Here is a 22,119-nt window from a genome sequence, read left to right on the forward strand (position 1 = left end):
TCGTAGGCCGGGTAAGCGCAGCGCCACCCGGCTTGTTTTTAACCCAACAGAGCACGCTCTTCGGCACTTAACGCCAGCGCCTGCGTTGACCCCGTCTCCGACGACTTCACCGCCGCTTCCAGCACGGCCATGACCGCCAGCGCCTCAACAGGGTGGACAGGGTTGGTGATTTTCCCGCGTAACGCATCACGTACGTTGATGTAATACTGGCGCTGATCGCCTTTCGGGGTTGGGATCGTCTGTGGTGCACCGTCAGCCCCAAAGAACACCATACTGTCGCTGTCTTCGCCCCAGGTTTCACTGCCCGGGATCACCCCTGAGAGCAGCTGCGCTTCCTGCTGATCGATTCTGGCCTTCACCACGCTGCCTTTGTCCCCGTGGACGGTAAAGCGCGCCGTACCGCCAGCCACCAGCATGCTGGCGTGCAGAATCACCTTATGCTCCGGGTAGTTTAAGACCACGTGCGCCCAGTCGTTAATTTCTGCGCCGTCGCGCAGCGTCGCGATATTCCCCTGAACGGACTGCGGCAGGCCAAAGAGCTGTAGCGTCTGGTCGATAAGATGTGGGCCCAGGTCAAACCACAAGCCGCTCCCGGGGACGTTCTGCTCGCGCCAGCGCACGCGCACTTCCGGGCGGAAGCGGTCAATATGCGACTCCAGGTGTTTAACCTTGCCGAGCGTGCCTTGCTCAATAATCTGCTTAATGCCGAGGAAATCGCTGTCCCAGCGGCGGTTATGGAAGACGGAGAGCAGCAGCTGCTTTTCGTCCGCCAGCGCAATCAGGTCGCGGGCTTCCTGCATGTCGAGGGTGAAAGGCTTATCCACGACCACGTGTTTACCCGAGTTCAGGGCCAGCGTCGCCAGCGGGGCGTGCGTGGCATTGGGGGAGGCAATCACCACCAGATCGATATCAGGATGCTGAATGGCCTCTTCCGGTGTCGCCACCACCTGTACGTCCGGCAGATCGCGTTTAACCTTCTCTTCATCACGAGAAGAGACCACTGCCAGCTTAATCCCGTCCACAGACTGGATCAGCGGGGCATGGAAGGTTTTACCGACAAATCCATACCCGATCAGCGCAATGTTGATTGTTTGAACGTTACTCATGACCTTCTCCACGTTAATTCGCGCACACCGTGACCTGCAGTGCGCTATGGTCCCCAAGCTCAGGCCAGGGACGATCTAAAAAGAGTTGTTGAATACTGGATAACCCGGATACCAGATACGGCTCGCAGCGGTTAATTTTCAGGTGATCCGCGACAATCCAGTGCGCATGACTGGCGTCGAGCATCCCGCGTTTAACCTCGGCATCCGCTTCTTTACCGGCGCTCAACCCCAGTTCGGCATGAATGGCGCATGCCCCGAGGATGGCGATATCTGCCCGATAGCGGGACAGTAAAGACAGTGTGGCGCTGCCGGCAAACAGGCGCTGCTTGTGGTCCCATTTTCCACCGAGCAGGATCAACTCAACGTCTTCCCGGTCGCTAAAGTTCTGGGCGATATCCAGCGATGTGGTAATGACGGTGAGCGGCCCCTGAAGAAAGGTGGCGACGGCCATCACCGTGCTTCCGGCATCCAGAAACAGGGTGGAACCCGGTGGAACCCGCTGTGCGACCTGTTTACCCAGGCGCTGTTTGGTCTCTGGCAGCAGCGTATTGCGGCCCTGACGGTTCATGGCGGAGAGGTTGAGCGCGATGGCTCCGCCGTGGTTTTTCTGCGCAAGGCCCTGGTTTTCCAGGTCGGTCAGATCCCGACGGATAGTATCGGCTGAAACCTGCAGCTTTTCGGCCAGGTCGGTGATGCTGGCCTGGCCATGCTCGCTGAGGATATCCAGGACGTAGCGTTGACGAGCGGTTTTGTGCATGGGAGTACATTCCTGCAAAATGTCGCAATAGTTTGCATAATACAGCATTTTGACGCAGAGAGAAGAGGATTGTGGTCATGACGATGTACAGCGGTGTGATGATTCAGATAGGTGATTATTAAAATTTTATTAAGCAGGTATAAGGAAGCCGTTTTGAATGTTAATCACAATGTTATTGTTATGTTTTATTTAACGATTTGGGCTATGTAACCAACGTATTGTCATTGTGTGGTTTTAAATGCTGTTAAATTAAAATAATGCAGTTTTTAATTGCTTTAATTAGTTTTTTAAAAGCTTTTAATTTTAAATATACCCCTTTGGTTACTTAAATTGACATTTCTTTGAAAATCTTTGTGTCTGACCCGCTATGAAATTAACGCAAAAATGTGCACAGAAAGAATTAAGAATTTTCCTTAGATAACAGGAGGTTTATATGTTTCATCTGAAAGGAGACTTTTAGAGTTTTGTCCAGAAACCCCATGTTTTTTCTTACTTGTAACACCACATTAACATTGTGGGTGTAGTGGGCTATACCACATTTTGTTATGCTGCTAACCAGTTTAAGAAATAAGTAAATTCTTAATTGAAATAAGACGCAGGCAGATCTCATCTCCAATGGAAATGGGTATGGGGATTATTACCTAAAATTCAGCATGGTAGCTTAATAAGATATTTGTCTAATTATCTGTACCTCTTTTTGGGTATTTGCTTGAGTATCACTCAGAGTCAGGGAGATAACATGACGATATTACGAAAGCCTATGTTACGCCGATTTACAGCAGCACTGGCATTCATTTCATTAGCCATAAATACGGCGTACGCCAATAGTAGTCAGGTGGGAATTGCCCCGGTGGCAACCACAACCTTAAAAGAAAGTATTCTTTTTGCTATCGATCGCGATCCATCAATTAGTCAGCAGGCCGCGCAATTAGGTATTGGCCAGGCACAAATAGATGAAGCGCGCAGCGGCTGGATGCCGCAAATATCGTTGAACGGAAGTACAGGGCACAGCCAGACCACCGATTCCAGCGGGTCGCTGAAGAACTCCGCCGCCTGGGGGCTGAGCCTGACGCAGTTGCTGTACGATTTTGGTAAGACCAATAACAGCATCAGCCAGTCTTCCGCCCAGCGTGATAGCTACCGCTATCAGCTGATGGGCACGCTCTCTGACGTGGCGGAAAAAACAGCGCTGAGCTATGTAGAGGTCAAACGCTATTCCGATCTGCTGCAGGCGGCAAAGGAGAATGTCCTGGCGCTTAAAAACGTTGAGCAACTGGCGAAGCTGCGCGCTGACGCGGGCGTGAGTTCGACCTCCGATGAGCTCCAGACCCGCACGCGTATTGCCGGCATGCAGGCGACGGTCGCGCAGTATCACGCCGCCTTAAACAGCGCCCGCGCAAGGCTTGCTGTATTAACCGGCATGCAGGCAGATAACTTTTCGCCAGTGCCTGCGAACCTCGCGGTTGAGCCAGATTCGCTCAACCGTATTGATTATTCGTTAATACCGGCTGTGATGGCCGCGCAGAACATGGAACGTTCGGCTCAGTATGGCGTGGAAACGGCGAAGTCCCAGCACTGGCCGACGTTAAGCCTGAAAGGGGGGCGCACCCGTTATGAATCGGACAACCGTTCATACTGGGACGACCAGATACAGCTCAATGTCGATGCTCCGCTGTATCAGGGGGGCGCGGTTTCCGCTCGCGTTCGGCAGGCGGAAGGCGCACGGGCCATGGCCTCGTCCCAGGTCGATCAGGCGCGTTTCGATGTCCTGCAAAAAGCCTCCGTCGCGCAGGCGGACTGGGCCGGTGCACGGGGAAGAATGGAGGCCGGAAAGCAACAGCTGGAAAATGCGCTGCGCGCCCGCGATGTTTATAAAAATGAATACACCCTGAGCAAGCGGAGCATTAATGATTTGCTCAGCGTTGAGCAGGATGTCTGGCAGGCCACATCAGCGAAAATAATCGCTGAGTATGATGGCTGGAGTTCGGCAATTAATTATGCTTCCGCGGTTGATAATTTAATGCCGCTTATTGGAATAGAGAAAAACGCTGCCGCAAAATTACCTGACTTGAGTTAAAAAAGACGCGCAGTGTTGCGCAAAAATAAGTCTGAAAATAATGGGTGTTTTTTCCCAGGGATAGCTACATCCGTCTGGTGGACATATCCACAGGGATCCGCACACCTGCAAGGAGAAGAAATGAGTAACGTAAAGGTTGTTGATGTCATCATTCGCAAAACGGCGGAGAAAACGAAATTAACCGGCGAAGGAAATCTGTCGGTCTCTATTTCATCGCCGAGCGTGATTGAAATCCAGGGTTCTGCTCAGGATGTGGCGCGTTATGTCCGCCAGGGGAAAGACCTCCTCATTTATATGAAAGATGGCAGCGTTATTCGCTGCAATAACTATTTTGTCGAAGATCCAGAGACGCATAACCAGTCAGAACTGGTATTCAACGACCGTCAGGAACTGACACATATTTCTTTTGCCGATGCCGGGGAAGCGTCAGGCGTTGCGGTGACCGAGTTAACCGCGCAGGCCACACCGATTAGCAGCATTCAACCTTTCCTCGAGCAGGAAAGTGTTTTAAGCGACGCGCCGTGGGGCTGGATTGCGGGAGCTGCGTTAGGCGGCGGTGCCATCGGGGCACTGCTGGCAAACGGCGGTGACGGCGAGACTAAAACAAAAGTCATTGATAATACCAAAGAAGTTGAAAGCGCCACGCCGACCTTCTTGCTGTCGGATAAAGCGGGTGACAAGCAGGGCGTGCTGAGTGCAAACGAGATCACGGACGACAGCAACCCAACCTTTAGCGGCACCGGTCAGCCGGGCGCGACCATTCAGATCAAAGACAGCAGCGGCAGCACCATTGCCAGCACCATGGTCGGTAAAGACGGAACGTGGACGGTAATATTACCGACCCAGACGGACGGGGAGCACACCTGGTCGGTCGTGCAGATCGACGGCAGTAAAACCACCGATGCGGGCAGTATTACCGTGACGGTCTCGACCGCCGAGGCCGCCATTACGCTTGCCACCACGGCGGGCGATAACGTGCTGAACGCCAGCGAGCAATCTGCGGGCTTTACGCTCTCCGGTGCCAGCAAGAATCTGGCGCAGGGTACCGAACTTACCGTGACGCTGAACGGCAAAACCTACGCGGCTGAAGTCGGGGCAGACGGCGCGTGGAGCGTTAACGTACCCGCGGCCGACGCTCAGGCGCTGGGCGACGGTACCTGGACGGTTAACGTGAGCGGTAAAGACGCGGCGGGTAACACCGTCAGCGGAAGCCAGACGATTGGCGTGGATACCACCGCGCCAACCCTCTCTGTCGATACCCTCGCACAGGACAACATCATTAATGCGTCTGAGCATAATCAGCCGCTGACGCTAACCGGTAAAACGAATGCGGAAGCCGGTCAGATCATCACGGTCACCCTGAACGGTAAAAATTATAACGCCACGGTGGGCAGCGACGGCACCTGGTCCGTCACGCTGGAGGCGGGCGACGTGCAGGCGCTCAATGAGGGTAATCACACCCTGACGGTTAACGTGAGCGACAAAGCGGGCAACGGTTCGTCCGTGACGGCAGATTTCACGGTGGATACCGTCGCGCCGGTCATCACCATCCATACCGTGGCGGGCGACGATATCCTTAATATCAGCGAGCAGGGCCAGGCGCACATTATTTCCGGCCAGGCGAGCGGTGCCGCCGCGGGCGATGTGGTCACCGTAACCCTTGGCGGTCAGACCTTCACCGGCGTGGTGCTGGCGGACGGCAGCTGGAGCGTCGGCGTTCCGGCTTCCGTCCTGGGCGCGCTGGGCGAAGGCAACCATACGATTTCAGTTTCCGTGACCGACGCGGCAGGCAACACCGGCAGCGCCACGCACGACATTACGCTGAGTGGACATCCGCCAGAATTTACGATTGACGCCATCAGCCAGGATAACGTCCTGAATGCCCAGGAGGCGATGCAGCCGCTGAGCCTGACCGGCACCAGCAACCTGCCGGACGGCACCACCGTCACCGTGACGCTGAACAACGTCAACTATCAGGCCACCGTCGAAAACGGTATCTGGGCGGTCCAGGTGCCGGTTTCCGACGTCCTGAATCTGGCAAACACCCTTTACACCGTCAGCGTCAGCGGTACCGACAGCGTGGGTAACAGCGGTTCTGCCGAAGCAAATCTGCTGGTGGATACCGTCCTTCCGCAGGTCATCATCAATACGTTTGCGGGCGACAACCTGGTCAATAACGCCGAAGCGGGCGTCGATCAAACCCTCAGCGGTCGCGTTACCGGCGCGGCGGCGGGCGATACCGTCTCCATCACCGCAGGCGGCAAGAGCTACACCGCAACGGTTGGCAGCGATCTGACCTGGAGCGTGAAGATCCCATCAGCGGATCTTCAGGCGTTCGGCGACGGCGATTTAACCTTCACCGCGTCGGTGACCAACGGGCACGGCAATACCGGCACCGGCGAGCGTGATATCAATATCAACGCGGAGCTGCCGGGTCTGCGCGTGAACACCATTTCCGGCGATGACGTGATCAACGCCATTGAGCAGCAGCAGGATCTGAGCGTCACCGGCTCCAGTAGCCATCTGGCCGCGGGCACGCAGATTATCGTCACCATCAACAACGTTGAGTACGTTACCGCGGTTAACGCCAGCGGCAACTGGCAGATCGGCGTTCCGGCGGCGGACCTGCAGGCCTGGACGGCGGGCGGCATGACGGTGAGCGTCAGCGCGGTAGATGCCTGGGGCAATCCCGTTGCGGCTGAACACCCGATTGAACTCGATCTGAACGCCGTGGCGGTCACCATTGATACCGTCTCCGGCGACGACCTGCTGAATGCGGCAGAAAAAGGCGGTGATTTAACCCTTTCCGGCCAGACGCAGGGCGTGGAAGCGGGGCAGACCGTTGTGGTGAAATTCGCTGACCAGACCTTTACTGCGCAGGTGCAGCAGGATGGCTCCTGGAGCCTGACTGTACCCGCCAGCGCCATGGAAACCCTGACCGACGGGCGCGCGCAGGTGAGCGTCAGCGTCACTAACGTCAGCGGCAACAGCGCGGACGCGGCGCGCGTTGTCACGGTGGATACGCAGCCACCGGCGATTACGCTCGATAACCTGACCGCCGACAACATCATTAATGCGGCAGAAGCGCAGCAGGATTTACTGTTAAGCGGCAGCAGCAGTGCGGAACCCGGCCAGACGGTCACCGTGACGCTGAACGGCAAAACGTATCAGACCACGGTCCAGACGGACGGTACCTGGCAGCTGAGCGTCCCGGCGGCTGACGTCGGTGCCCTGACGGACGGCATCGTTACCGTGACGGCAACCGTGAGCGACGTGGCGGGCAACACCAGCAGCGCCGATCGCGTGGGTCTGGTGGATGCGACTGTACCGCAGGTGACCATTAATGACTTTGTCACCGGCACCAATACCATTAACCAGCTCGCCCATTCACAGGCGCAGATCCTGAGCGGCTCCGTCACCGGTGCGGCAGCGGGTGACCTGGTGACTATCACCATTAACAGCGTCGATTACACCACCGTGGTGGATGCGGCGGGCAACTGGAGCCTCGGCCTGCCGGCGCCCGTCGTGCAGGGTCTGGCGGACGGCACCTGGACCATCGACGTCTCCGTGACCGACCGATCCGGCAACACCGGAAGCAGTTCACTGGATGTGGTGGTGAATACCGTGACGCCTGTTATTGGTATCAGCACGCTGGCGGCGGACGACGTAATCAATGCGACCGAGAAGGGCGAAGATCTGCTGCTCTCCGGCACCAGCAACCAGCCGGAAGGCACGCGCGTCACCGTTAACCTGAACGGCATCAACTACACCGCCACCACCGACGCCAGCGGCAACTGGAGCGTGACCGTACCGGCCTCGGCCGTAAGCGCCCTGGGAGAAGCTCATTACACCGTGACGGCGAGCGTCACGGATATCGTGGGCAACAGCGCCTCAACCTCACACGATGTGCTGGTGGACAGCAGGCTGCCGGTGGTGACGATCAACACGCTGGCGGGCGACAATATCGTTAACGCGGCGGAAGTGGCGGCAGGGCAAACCCTGTCCGGTAACGTGACGAACGCGGCGCCAGGTGACACTGTCACGATTATCCTCGGCGGTCAGACTTACACGGCTACCGTGCAGGACGATCTCACCTGGAGCCTGCCGTTAAGCGAAAGCCAGTTAACCGCGCTCGGCAATGGCGATCTCACCGTATCGGCCAGCGTGACCAACGCGCACGGTAATACCGGTTCTTCTTCTCTCGACTTCAGCATCGACGCCCAGCTTCCGGGACTGCGTATTGATACGGTCGCAGGTGACGACGTGATTAACGTCATCGAACACGCCCAGAATCTGATTGTCTCCGGCACCAGCACCGATCTGGCGGCGGGCAGCGCCGTCACCGTGACCATTAACGGCAAAGCGTATTCCGCAACGGTGCTGGCCGACGGCACCTGGCAGGCAGCGGTACCGGCGGCGGACGTGTCCCAGTGGGCGGATGGCTCGCTGGATATCAAGGCAAGCGCGAAGGATGCCTCCGGTAACCCGGTGACCATCGGCACCGTCGTGGACGTCGATCTCGCGCCGGTCGCCATCACCATCAGCAGCGTGACCGACGACAACGTGCTTAACGAGGCGGAAAAAGGCGAGGACCTCGTGCTGTCCGGCACCACGTCCAACGTGGAAGCGGGTCAGACCGTCACCATCACCTTTGCGGATAAAACCTATACCACGACGGTGGATGGCAACGGCGACTGGACCTGGACCGTTCCGGCTGCCGATCTGAGTGCCCTGAAGGACGGTGACGCCAGCGTGCAGGTCAGCGTCACCAACGTGAACGGCAACGCGGCGTCTTCGGCGCAGGCATTCAGCGTCGATACCACCGCGCCGACGGTGACCATCACCACCATCAGCAATGACAATATGCTGAACGCGGCAGAGGCGGCGCAGGATCTGACCCTGAGCGGGACGTCTACTGCCGAAGCGGGCCAGACGGTCACCGTGACCTTCAACGGCAATCAGTACACCGCGCAGGTGCAGGCGGACGGCAGCTGGACGCTCGACGTTCCGGCGGCGGATCTGGCGGGCATCACCGACGGCAGCGCGGCGGTCACGGCGACCGTGTCCGACAAAGCAGGTAACCCGGCCAGCGCAGGTTCCTCGGTGCTGGTCGACACCACCGTGCCGCAGATCACCTTCAACATCGTTGCGGGCGACGACATCGTGAATATTGCCGAGCACGGCCAGGCGCTGATCGTCTCCGGTAAGGTGACGGGCGCGCAGGCGGGCGACGTGATCACCGTGACCCTGAACGGCAAAGACTACACCGCTATGCTGGACGCGTCCGGCAACTGGAGCGTGGGCGTTCCTGCGGCGGACGTGGGCGCGCTGGCAAACGGCGAGCAGACGATCTCTGCGACCCTCACCGACAAAGCCGGTAACAGCACCACCGCGACGCACGAATTTGACGTCTCCCTGACCGCGCCGGTCATTGCCATTAATACCCTGGCGGTTGACGACGTGATCAACGCGACTGAGAAAGGCCAGGATCTGCAGGTGTCCGGCACCAGTAACCAGCCGGATGGCACGACCATTACGGTGACCCTGAACGGCATCAGCTATACGGCCACCGCCGACGCGAGCGGGAACTGGAGCGTGACCGTTCCGGCGGCAAACGTCTCGGCGCTGGGCGAAGCGAGCTACGCCGTGACGGCGAGCGTGACCGACAGCGCGGGGAACAGCGCGAGCACCGGGCACAGCGTGCTGGTAGACAGCGCGCTGCCGCAGGTCACCATCAACCCTGTCGCCACGGACGATGTCATTAACGCGGCGGAAGTGGCTAGCGGGCAGACCCTGAGCGGCAAAGTGAGCGGCGCGACGAGCGGTGACACTGTCACTGTTTCAGTCGGTGGCAATACCTGGACCGCGACGGTTCAGGACGACCTGAGCTGGTCGGTCAACGTGCCGTCCACGGTCTTAACCGCCATCGGTAACGGCGATCTGACGGTGTCAGCCAGCGTCACCAACGGCCACGGCAACACCGGAACGGGCGAGCGCGAAATCGTTATAGATGCCAACCTGCCGGGCCTGCGCGTCGATACCGTGGCGGGCGATGACGTGATCAACAGCATTGAACACGCTCAGAACCTGATTATCACCGGCTCCAGCGAAGGTCTGGCAACGGGCGCGGCGCTGACGGTGACCGTCAACGGCAAAACCTACGCGGCAACCGTACTGGTGGACGGCACCTGGACGGCGGCCATTCCGGCGGCAGACGTCAGCGCGCTGAATGCGGGCACGATCGCCGTGACCGTGGAAGGCCAGAGCGCGGCGGGCAACCCGGTTTCCATCAGCCATGACGTGAAGGTGGATCTCGCTACGGTTGCCATCAGCATTGACCCGATTGCCACCGACGACGTGATTAACGCGGCGGAGAAAGGCGCGGACCTGGTGCTGTCCGGCTCGACCACCAACGTGGAAGAAAACCAGACCGTTACCATCACCTTCGGCGGCAAGTCGTACACCGCGACGGTGGATGCCAGCGGCAACTGGACGGCGACCGTACCGTCTGCCGATTTGGGCAGTCTGAAGGACGGCGATGCCAGCGTGCAGGTGAGCGTCACCAACGTGAACGGCAACAGCGCCACGGCGGGCCGCGAGTACAGCGTGGACGCCACCGCGCCGACGGTGTCTATTGAAATTGTCAGCGACAACAACATCATCAATGCGGCCGAAGCGCAGCAGGATCTGGTGATTAACGGCGTGACCAACGCCGAAGCGGGACAGACCGTCACCGTGACCCTTAACGGCGTGGACTACGCCACCACCGTACAGGCGAACGGCAGCTGGAGCGTGACCGTGCCGTCTGCTGACATGGGCGCAATTACCGACGGCAACTACACCATCAGCGCCGCCGTATCGGATAAAGCGGGCAACCCGGCCTCAGCGGATCGCGACGTGCTTGTTGATACCACCGTTCCACAGCTGACCATTCACACCGTCTCCGACGACGACGTGATCAACAGCGCCGAGCATGCGCAGGCCCTGATTGTCACCGGTTCCGTGACCGGCGCGGCGGCGGGCGATGTGGTCACCGTTACCCTCAACGGCAAATCCTACACCGCCACCCTGGACGCCTCCGGAAACTGGAGCGTCGGCGTGCCTGCGGCGGACGTCACCGCGCTCGCCGCCGGGGATCACGCTATTACCGCAGCGCTGACCGATAAAGCAGGCAACAGCAACAGCGCCACGCACGGCGTGGAGGTGAACCTGACCGCGCCGGGGCTGACCATTGACACCGTCTCCGGTGACGATGTGATCAACAATGCCGAGAAAACCCAGGATCTGACGATCACCGGTACGGCCTCCGGCCTGGCGGCAGGCGCGGTGGTAACCGTAATGCTCAACGGCAAAGCGTACAGCGCGCAGGTGGACGATAACGGAAAATGGACCACCACCGTTCCGGCGAACGAAGTCGGTCAGTTGGGCGAGGCGCTTTATACCGTCACCGCCTCGGCGACGGACAGCGTCGGTAACAGCACCAGCGCGTCGCACACCGTAAACGTGGAGTCCGTTCTGCCTGGCGTGATCGTCAACACCATTGCGGGCGACGACGTCATTAACGCGGCGGAGCTGGCAGCCGGCCAGACCATCAGCGGTAAGGTGGTGAATGCCGAAGCGGGCAATACCGTGACCGTGACGATTGGCGGTAATATCTACACCGCAACGGTGCAGAGCGATCTTACCTGGTCCGTTAACGTGCCGTCGGACGTGCTGACCGCGCTGGGTAACGGCGATTTAACGGTGTCGGCCAGCGTGACCAACGGCGTGGGCAACAGCGGATCCGCTGAGCGCGATATCACTATTGACGCTAACCTGCCGGGCCTGCGCGTGGATACCGTGGCGGGTGACGACGTGATCAACAGCATCGAACACGGGCAGAACCTGATTATCACCGGCACCAGCGACGGGCTGGCGGCGGGCGCGGCGCTGACCGTGACCGTCAACGGCAAAACCTATCCGGCGACCGTGCTGGCGGACGGCACCTGGCGCGCGGCGATCCCGGCTGCGGACGTGGGTGCGCTGAATGCAGGCACGGTCACCGTGACCGTGGCAGGCCAGAGCAGCGCCGGTAATCCGGTCTCCATCAGCCATGATGTGACGGTGGACCTGGCGACCGTTGCCATCAGCATCGATGCGATTGCCGCAGACGACGTGATTAACGCCGCCGAGAAGGGCGCGGATCTGGTGCTCTCCGGGGCGACCTCAAACGTTGAGGAAAACCAGACCGTTACCATCACCTTCGGCGGCAAGAGCTACACCGCGACCGTAGGCGCCGACGGCAAATGGACGACCACGGTGCCAGCCGCCGACCTGGCGGGTCTGAAAGACGGCGACGCCAGCGTGCAGGTGAGCGTCACCAACGTGAACGGCAACAGCGCCTCGGCGGGCCGCGAGTACAGCGTGGACGCGACCGCACCGTCCGTGACCATTAACACCCTGGCGACGGACGACATTCTCAATGCCACCGAAGCGAAGAGCGATCTGACCGTGTCCGGTACCAGTACCGCCGAAGCGGGCCAGACGGTCACCGTATCGCTGAACGGCAAAGACTACACCACAACCGTCAGCGCGGATGGCAGCTGGACGCTGAACGTTCCGGCGGCCGATGTTGCGGCCCTGACGGACGGCAGCGTGACCGTCACCGCAAGCGTCAGCGACAAGGCGGGCAACCCGGCATCGGTGGATCACAACCTGGCGGTAGATATCACCGTGCCTGCGGTGACCATCAATACCGTGGCGGGCGACGACGTGATTAACATCGCTGAGCACGGCCAGGCGCACATCATCAGCGGCACCGCCACCGGCGCGGCAGCGGGAGATAAGGTGACCGTCACCATCGGCGGCCAGACGTACACCACCGTGCTGGACGCGGCGGGCAACTGGAGCGTCGGCGTCCCGGCCAGCGTGATTTCCGGCCTCAGCGACGGCACCGTGACCGTCACGGCGTCGGTCACCGACGCGGCGGGCAATACCGGCACCGGCACGCATGACGTGACCGTCGATACCGGCCTGCCGTCCGTGGCCTTCAACGCCATCAGCGGCGACAACGTGCTGAACGCGGTGGAGAAAGGTCAGGATCTGAGCGTCAGCGGCACCAGCGCCAACCTGGCGGAAGGCACCGTGGTGACCGTGACCCTGAACGGCAAAAACTACACGGCGACGACCGCCGCAGACGGCACCTGGAGCCTGACGGTTCCGGCGGCGGATCTGGCCGGTCTCGGTCAGGCCAACTACACCCTGAACGCAACCGCCACCAACGGCGTGGGCAACAGCGTGAGCAACACCGCGAACCTGCTGGTGGACACCGCGCTGCCAACGGTCAACATCAACACCGTGGCGGGCGATAACGTCATTAACGCGGCGGAAGTGGCCGCAGGCCAGACGCTGAGCGGCACCGTGGCGAATGCCGAAGCGGGCAACACCGTGACCGTGACCATTGGCGGCAACAGCTATACCGCGACGGTGCAGAACGATCTGACCTGGTCCGTGAACGTGCCGTCTGACGTGCTGACCGCGCTGGGCAACGGCAGCCTGAGCGTAACGGCGACCGTCACCAACGGCCACGGCAACACCGGCACCGGCGAGCGCGAAATCGCTATCGACGCTAACCTGCCGGGCCTGCGCGTGGACACCGTGGCGGGCGACAACGTCATCAACAGCATTGAGCATGCGCAGAACCTGATCGTCACCGGCTCCAGCGACGGGCTGGCGTCGGGCACGGCGCTGACCGTCACCGTCAACGGTAAAGACTATGCGGCCACGGTGCTGGCGGACGGCACCTGGAGCGCGGCTGTTCCGGCAGCGGACGTGAGCGCGTGGCCGGAAGGCACCGTCAAAATCAGCGTTACCGGCGACAGTTCAGCGGGTAACCCGATTACCATCAGCCACGATGTGACGTTGGATCTGGCGACCGTTGCCATCAGCATCGATGCTATTGCGACCGACGACGTGATTAACGCGGCGGAGAAGGGCGCGGATCTGGTGCTGTCCGGTGCGACCACCCACGTGGAGGCCGGGCAAACCGTGACCATCAGCCTGAACGGCAAAATCTACACCACCACGGTGGACGACAGCGGCAACTGGACCTGGACCGTACCGTCTGCGGATCTGGCCCACCTCAAGGATGGCGACGCCAGCGTGCAGGTGAGCGTCACCAACGTGAACGGCAACAGCGCCTCAGCGGGGCGTGAGTACAGCGTGGATACGACCGCGCCGTCCGTGACCATTCATACCCTTGCAGCTGACGATATTCTGAATGCCGCAGAAGCGCAGTCCGATCTGACCGTGTCCGGCACCACCACCGCCGAAGCGGGCCAGACGGTGACCGTGACGCTGAACGGCAAAGACTACACCACAACCGCAGGCGCGGACGGCAGCTGGACACTGAGCGTTCCGGCGGCGGATCTGGCGGCGCTCGGCGACGGCAGCGTCATCGTGACGGCGAGCGTCAGCGACAAAGCGGGCAACCCGGCGTCGGCCGATCACACTCTGACGGTGGACGTGACCGTTCCTGCGGTGACCATCAATACCGTGGCGGGCGATGATGTCATTAACCTCGCAGAACACAGCCAGGCGCACATCGTCAGCGGCACCGCCACCGGTGTGGCCGCGGGCGATAAGGTCACCGTCACCATCGGCGGCCAGACGTACACCACCGTGCTGGACGCGGCGGGTAACTGGAGCGTCGGCGTCCCGGCCAGCGTGATTTCCGGCCTCAGTGACGGCACCGTAACCGTCACGGCGTCGGTCACCGACGCGGCGGGCAATACCGGTACCGGAAGCCATAACGTGACCGTTGACACCGGCCTGCCGTCCGTGGCCTTCAACGCCATCAGCGGTGACAACGTGCTGAACGCGGTGGAAAAAGGTCAGGATCTGAGCGTCAGCGGCACCAGCGCCAACCTGGCGGAAGGCACCGTGGTGACCGTGACCCTGAACGGCAAAAACTACACGGCGACGACCGCGGCAGACGGAAGCTGGAGCCTGACGGTCCCGGCGGCGGATCTGGCGAGCCTGGGCGAAGCCAACTACACCCTGAGCGCGACCGCGACCAATGGCGTGGGCAACAGCGTGAGCAACACCGCGAACCTGCTGGTGGACACCGCGCTGCCGGGCGTCACCATCAACACCGTGGCGGGCGATAACGTCATTAACGCGGCGGAAGTGGCCGCGGGCCAGACCCTCAGCGGCAAGGTAACGAACGCGGAAGCGGGCAATACCGTCACCGTGACCATTGGCGGCAACACATACACCGCGACGGTGCAGAGCGATCTGACCTGGTCCGTGAACGTGCCGGAGTCCGTCCTGACGGCGCTGGGCAATGGCGATTTGACCGTGTCAGCAACCGTCACCAACGGCCATGGTAATACCGGGACCGGCGAGCGCGAGATCGCGATCGACGCTAACCTGCCGGGCCTGCGTGTTGATACCGTGGCGGGCGACGATGTGATCAACAGCATCGAACATACTCAAAACCTGATCGTCTCCGGCACCAGCGACGGGCTGGCGGCAGGCACAACGCTCACCGTGACCGTCAATGGCAAAACTTATGCGGCCTCCGTGCTGGCAGACGGTTCCTGGAGCGCGGCGATCCCGGCGGCAGACGTCGCGGCCTTCGCAGCAGGTACGGTCACCGTGACCGTTGCAGGCCAGAGCGCGGCGGGTAACCCGGTGACCATCAGCCATGACGTGACCGTCGATCTGGCGGCGGTGGCTATCAGCATCGATGCGATTGCCACCGACGACGTGATTAACGCGGCGGAGAAAGGTACGGAACTGGTGCTCTCCGGCAGCACCTCGAACGTGGAGGAAAACCAGACCGTTACCATTACCTTCGGCGGCAAGACGTACACCGCGAAGGTGGATGCTGACGGCAACTGGACGGCCACCGTGCCGTCTGCGGATCTCGCGGGCCTGAAGGACGGTGACGCCAGCGTGCAGGTGAGCGTCACCAACGCGCACGGCAACAGCGCCTCGGCGGGCCGCGAGTACAGTGTGGACGCGACTGCGCCAACCGTGAGCATTGATACGGTCGCTGGCGATAACGTGATTAACGCCAGCGAAGCGTCTGCGGGCGTGGCCATTTCCGGCACCACCACGGCGGAAGTCGGGCAGACGGTCACCGTGACGCTGGGCGGTAAGAGCTATACCGCCCAGGTGCAGCAGGGCGGTATCTGGAGCGTGAACGTGCCGGGCAGCGATCTGACCGCTCTGGCGGATAACGGCTACACCGTGCAGGTCAGCGTGAGCGACGCCGCGGGTAACCCGGGCAGCGCGGGCAAAGCGATTACGCTTGATACCACGCCGCCGACCGTCAGCTTTAACGCTGTCGCGGGCGATAACGTCATTAACAGCGTGGAGCACGGGCAGGCGCAGATTGTCAGCGGCACGGCAACCGGCGCGAGCGTCGGCGATAAAGTGGTTATCACCATCGGTTCGAACCAGTACACCACTACCGTTGACGCCAGCGGCAACTGGAGCGTGGGCGTCCCGGCCAGCGTGATTTCCGCGCTGAACGACGGCACCGTGACCCTCAGCGCGACCATTACCGACAGCGCGGGCAACAGCAGCACCCAGACCCATGACGTGGTGGTCAACACCGCCTCCGTGGCGCTGACGGTGCACACCGTTAGCGGTGACGACGTCATCAACGCGGCTGAAGCCGGTTCGTCCCTGGTGATTAACGGCTCCAGCGCCCAGCTCGCCAGCGGGACGCAGGTTACCGTGACGCTGAACGGCAAGAGCTATACGGCCACCATCCAGAGCGACGGCAGCTGGACGACCACCGTTCCGGCCGCCGACGTGGGCGCCCTGGCGGATGGCGCGCGCTATCAGGTGTCCGTGTCGGCGCAGGACAGCGCGGGCAACAGCGCGTCGGCGACGCACGGCATCAGCGTGGATACCACTGCGCCGGTGGTGAGCATTGCGACGCTGTCGGCTGACGACATGCTGAACGCGGCGGAAGCCCAGCTGCCGCTGACCGTGCACGGATCTTCCAGCGCGGAGGCGGGTCAGACCGTTACCGTGACGCTGGGCGGCAAAACCTACACTGCGCTTGTCGGCAGCGACGGCACCTGGACGCTCGACGTGCCGGCAGCCGATCTGGCTGCGCTGAGCCAGGGCGCGCTGACGGTCACCGCCTCGGTCAACGATAAAGCGGGTAATAACGGCCAGACCACGCACACCTTAACGGTAGACACCGTCGCGCCAGCCGTAACCATCAGCACCGTGGCCGATGACGATATCGTCAACAACGCCGAGCAGCTGGCGGGCCAGACCATCCGTGGCACGACCACGGCGGAACAGGGCCAGACGGTGACCGTCTCCTTCAACGGGCACAGCTATCAGGCGACCGTCGGGGCGGACGGATCGTGGTCGGTCTTCGTGCCGGGCCGTGATTTCCTCGGCCTGAGCGACGGGGAGTACACCATCACCGCTTCGGTAAGCGACAGGGCGGGCAACCCGGGCAGCGCAACGCACGACGTGACGCTGAACGGCGATGTCCCAACCATCACCATTAATACCTTTGCGCAGGACGATATCGTCAACGCCGCCGAGCACGGCACGCCGCTGGTCATCAGCGGCACCACCGACGCGCCTGTAGGCCAGACGGTGACCATCACGCTGAACGGTAAAACCTATACGGCGACCGTGCAGAATGACGGTACCTGGAGCTACACGGTGGGAAGCGCTGACGTGACCGCGCTGGCAGACGGCGGCTCGTACGTGATTAACGCGCAGGTCAGCAATACCATCGGCAACAGCGCCAGCGATAACCATACCGTCACGGTGGATCTCACCGCGCCGTCGATGGGGATCGCTATTGATTCGCTGCAAAACGACACCGGCCTGAGCGCAACGGATTTCATCACCAACGACAGCCAGGTCGTCGTCAACGGCTCGCTGACCGCGCAGCTCGGCAATAACGAGAAGGCGCAGATCAGCCTCGACGGCGGCGTCACCTGGATCGACCTGACCGTGACCGGCACCACCTGGCGCTACGCCGATGGCCGCACCCTGACGGACGGTACGTATCAGTACCAGGTCCGCGTGATTGATAACGCGGGCAACGTGGGGGCCACGGACAGCCAGGACGTGGTGATTGACCTGACGAAGCCTGCGGCAACCACCATTACCGTGGATTCCATTACGCAGGATACCGGCCTGTCCGGCAGCGACTTTATCACCAGCGACAACCAGATCAGCCTGAAAGGGACGCTCGGCGCGGCGCTGGGCAGCGGCGACCACGCGCAGATCAGCCTTGACGGGGGCGTCACCTGGACCGACGTCAGCGTCAGCGGCCTGAGCTGGACGTATGTTGATGGCCGCACGCTGGCCGACGGGGATTACAACTACCAGCTGCGCGTGATTGACGACGCGGGCAATATCAGCGCCACCGCCAGCCAGGTGGTGACCATTGATACGGTTGCGCCGGACGCGAGCAAAACCATCGCCATCGACAGCATCAGTGACGATACCGGCCTGAGCAGCAGCGACTTTATCACCAACGATACGTCCCTGACGCTGCACGGCTCGCTCGGCGCGACGCTGGCCGACGGCGAATACGCCCAGATCAGCATCGACGGCGGCGTGACCTGGCAGAACGTCATCGTCACCGGCAACAGCTGGTACTACGTCGATGGCCGCACGCTGGGTAACCAGACCTATGACTACTACGTTCGCGTGGTGGATGCGGCGGGCAACGTGGGTGCCAGCGCCCATCAGCAGGTGACCGTCGATACGGTCGCCCCGGATGCGGCGATTACGGTGACCGTGGATAACATCACCGTGGATACCGGATTCGACAATAACGACTTCCTGACCAGTTCGACCTCGTACACGCTGCACGGAACGCTCGGCGCAGCGTTAGGGGCGGGTGAGTACGTGCAGGTGAGCATGGACGGCGGCAGCACCTGGGTGTACGCCACCGTCAGCGGGACGCAGTGGAGCTACAGCGACACGCGTACCCTGACCGACGGCAGCCATAACTACGAGGTGCGGGTCGTTGACCAGGCGGGGAACGTTGGGGCCACCACCGCGCAGGCGGTGACGGTGGATACCCACGCGCCGCAGTACGGCGTCACCATCGACAGCATCAGCGAAGATACCGGCCAGTCCGGGAGTGATTTCATCACCATGGACACCACGCTGACCATCAACGGTTCGCTGGGCAGCGCGCTGGCAAGCGACGAGCGCGTACAGATAAGCCTGGACGGCGGCAATACCTGGCTTGATACCGCGGTCACCAACCAGCGCTGGAGCTACACCGATACCCGCGATCTGCCTGACGGAGACTACACCTACCAGGTGCGGATTATCGACCAGGCGGGCAACGTCGGCTCCACCGCCTCTCAGGTGGTGACGGTGGACACCACGCCGCCAACCACCGTAGGCACGGTCGTGAGCTATACCGACGGTGAAGGCGAGCGTCAGGGCACCTTTGGCAGCGCGGTGGCAACGGACGATAACTCGCCGCTGATCAACGGAACGCTTAACCGCGCCCCGGACGACGGTGAAATTGTGCAGCTCTATCGTGACGGGGTCCTGCTCGGTCAGGTGACCATGAACGGCAGCGCAAGCTGGTCCTTCCAGGACAACGGCCTGAGCGACGGCAACCACACCTACATTGTGCGCGTCACCGACAGGGCCGGTAACTACACCGAGTCTGACGGCTTTGTGCTGAACGTTGATACCAGCATCCCGACCACCACGGCGGCGATTACCGCGCAGACCACGTCGGACACCACGCCGATCGTCACCGGTACCGTCTCCGCTGACCTGGTGAACGGTGAATACCTGGTGGTAACGGTGAACGGCAAAACCTACACCTCGCAGACCGGCGGCGCGGTGGTGGTCGATCCGGATCACAACACCTGGTATCTGCAGATCCCGGACGGCGATGCGCTGAGCGTGGCGAGCTACAGCGTGACGGCGCAGGTGAAGAGCAGCGCGGGTAACGGCAATACCACCGGTACGGCAACCGGCAGCCTGGTGATTGACACCACTTCGGTGAATACCGACTGGGCGACCACGGCGGGGAACAGCAACAACTCCACCATGACCCTCGGCATGAACAGCAGCGGTCTGTGGAACATCATTGCTAACGGCCAGTCTTATTCCAGCAGCGATAGCTCGACCTATGCCGGGAATACCCTGACCAACACCCGCGGCTATTACGTGGTGAGCCAGACCGCCGCCGACTTTGACCGTAACGGCACGCAGGACATTTTCGCCACGGAGACCACCTACTCAGGATCCACGCAGGTGATGTGGACCTACGATGGCAGCACCTATAACGCCAGCCAGCTGGCGATGGGGACCACCATCTGGTACGGCGGCGTGATTGCGTACGACAAAACCGGGGATGGCTATCTGGATCTGGCGTACGGTGACTCCGGCGCGGACTCCATTACCTATCTGATCAACAACAACGGGGTACTCTCGCCTGACGGTACTTACGGCGGCGCGGGGTTCTGGGGACAGTTCACCACCATGCGTGAAATCTCCGGCGTCGATATTAACAATGACGGCACCGTGGATGTGGTTCAGCACACCAACCGCAGCGGCGCGTACTCGTTAACCGTGATCAACAACAACGGTAACGGCACGCTCTCTATCGGTCAGAACCTGACGAACGTGTTTGTGGCCAACGCCTCGAATACCACCACGGCGGCGTCCATGACGTGGGCGGACTTCAACGGCGATGGCTACATGGATCTGTACCTGGGCAGCAGCTACAACAACAACGGCGGGGTGATCTACTACAACGACGGTACCGGGAAGCTCTCAACCACCAAGAGCGCGGTCGAGGCCTCTAACGCCACGGCGGGGTATCTGTCGGTGGCGGTGGACTGGAACGGTGACGGGCAGATGGACATCGTCAAGCTCAGCACCTACGGCGGCTCGCAGACGGCGACGCTGTTCACCAACAACGGTTACGGCTCGACCTGGACTGCAAGCCAGCTGGCTTCCGGACTGGCGAACGTCACCGGCGTGGCGGCAGTGGACTACAACTGGGACGGTGCGCAGGATCTGCTGGTCTCTCAGCAGAACGGCAAGGTGGTGCTGGTACAAAACAGCAAAACCATTGCTGACGGCACCGCGATGCACCTGCACATTGTCGACAGCGAGGGCATCAACGCCTACTACGGCAATACGGTCAATCTGTACAACGCCGCGGGCGTACTGGTGGCCTCGCAGATCATCAACGCCCAGTCCGGTATCGGTTCGAACGATACCTCTGCGCTGGTGAGCTTCTACGGGCTGGATCCGAATGAAACCTACTCGGCCGAGATCCTGAAGATCACCAACGGCGTGTCGGATAACGTCACCTGGAGCGGCCTGGAGGCGGGCAACGGCAAAGAGGGCTACGTCCTGACGGCCGAAGCGGCCACCGGCGGCCACAGCGGAACCATTACCGGAACCGGGTATAACGACACCTTTATCGCAGAGGATGGCACCTATACCTACAACGGTTCCGGCGGCTGGACTACCCATTCCGACCATGACACCTGGAGCAACACCGGTGGGATGGACGTGGTGGATTACCGCAATGCGACCTCCGGCGTAACCGTTGATTTGCGCCTTTCTACCGCGCAGAACACCGGATTCGGTACGTCACGACTGCTGAACATTGAGGGGATCAACGGCTCGAACTTCGACGACGTCATTACCGGCAACAGCGGTGATAACCAGTTCGAAGGTCGGGGCGGGAACGACACCTTCAACATCGGCAGCGGCGGTCACGATACGTTGCTCTACAAGCTGATCAACGCCTCGGATGCCACGGGCGGTAACGGTCACGACGTGGTGAACGGCTTTACGGTCGGCACCTGGGAAGGGACCGCGGACACGGATCGTATTGACCTGCGCGATCTGCTCTCCGGCAGCGGCTATACCGGCACGGGCTCGGCGAGCTACGTGAACGGCGTGGCCACGCTGGACAGCAGCGCGGGCAATATCAGCGATTACATCCGCGTGGTGCAGAACGGCAGCAATACCGAGATCCAGGTTGACCTGGACGGTACAGGCGGCCAGTTCTCGCCAACCACTCTGGTGACCCTGAACGGCGTGCAGACGGATCTGGCGACGCTGCTGGCGAACCATCAGCTGTTAATTGCGTAAACCAGCGCCGCGGGGAGAGCTCCTCGCGGCCTTTTGGCGTTTCTTTTTCACGA

Annotated in this window: 4 protein-coding genes; 2 read left to right on the top strand and 2 right to left on the bottom strand. The window is 61.1% G+C overall.

The genetic code is table 11. The features are described 5' to 3' along the window. Positions 1 to 38: 38 nt before the first annotated feature. Both AC4IC4_RS11010 and AC4IC4_RS11015 read right to left on the bottom strand, forming a co-directional pair. Positions 39 to 1,106 (bottom strand): oxidoreductase, encoded by a 1,068-nt coding sequence (locus tag AC4IC4_RS11010; RefSeq protein WP_491472755.1) that lies wholly within the window; start codon positions 1,104 to 1,106, stop codon positions 39 to 41. Positions 1,107 to 1,119: 13 nt separating this feature from the next. After that, positions 1,120 to 1,863 carry a DeoR/GlpR family DNA-binding transcription regulator gene (locus AC4IC4_RS11015; protein ID WP_491472756.1) on the bottom strand — a complete coding sequence of 248 codons (744 nt, stop codon included), beginning with the start codon at positions 1,861 to 1,863 and terminating at the stop codon, positions 1,120 to 1,122. A 739-nt stretch (positions 1,864 to 2,602) separates the two neighbouring features. On the opposite strand from AC4IC4_RS11015, the gene AC4IC4_RS11020 reads away from it, so the two are divergent. Next, on the top strand, positions 2,603 to 3,940 hold the full coding sequence (locus AC4IC4_RS11020) for a TolC family outer membrane protein (RefSeq protein WP_491472757.1): 1,338 nt from the start codon (positions 2,603 to 2,605) through the stop codon (positions 3,938 to 3,940). Positions 3,941 to 4,060: 120 nt separating this feature from the next. Beyond that, positions 4,061 to 22,066 (top strand): Ig-like domain-containing protein, encoded by an 18,006-nt coding sequence (locus AC4IC4_RS11025; protein ID WP_491472758.1) that lies wholly within the window; start codon positions 4,061 to 4,063, stop codon positions 22,064 to 22,066. The last annotated feature ends 53 nt before the right edge of the window (positions 22,067 to 22,119 follow it).

The sequence above is a fragment of the Enterobacter sp. Taxon_2 genome (assembly GCF_058355295.1).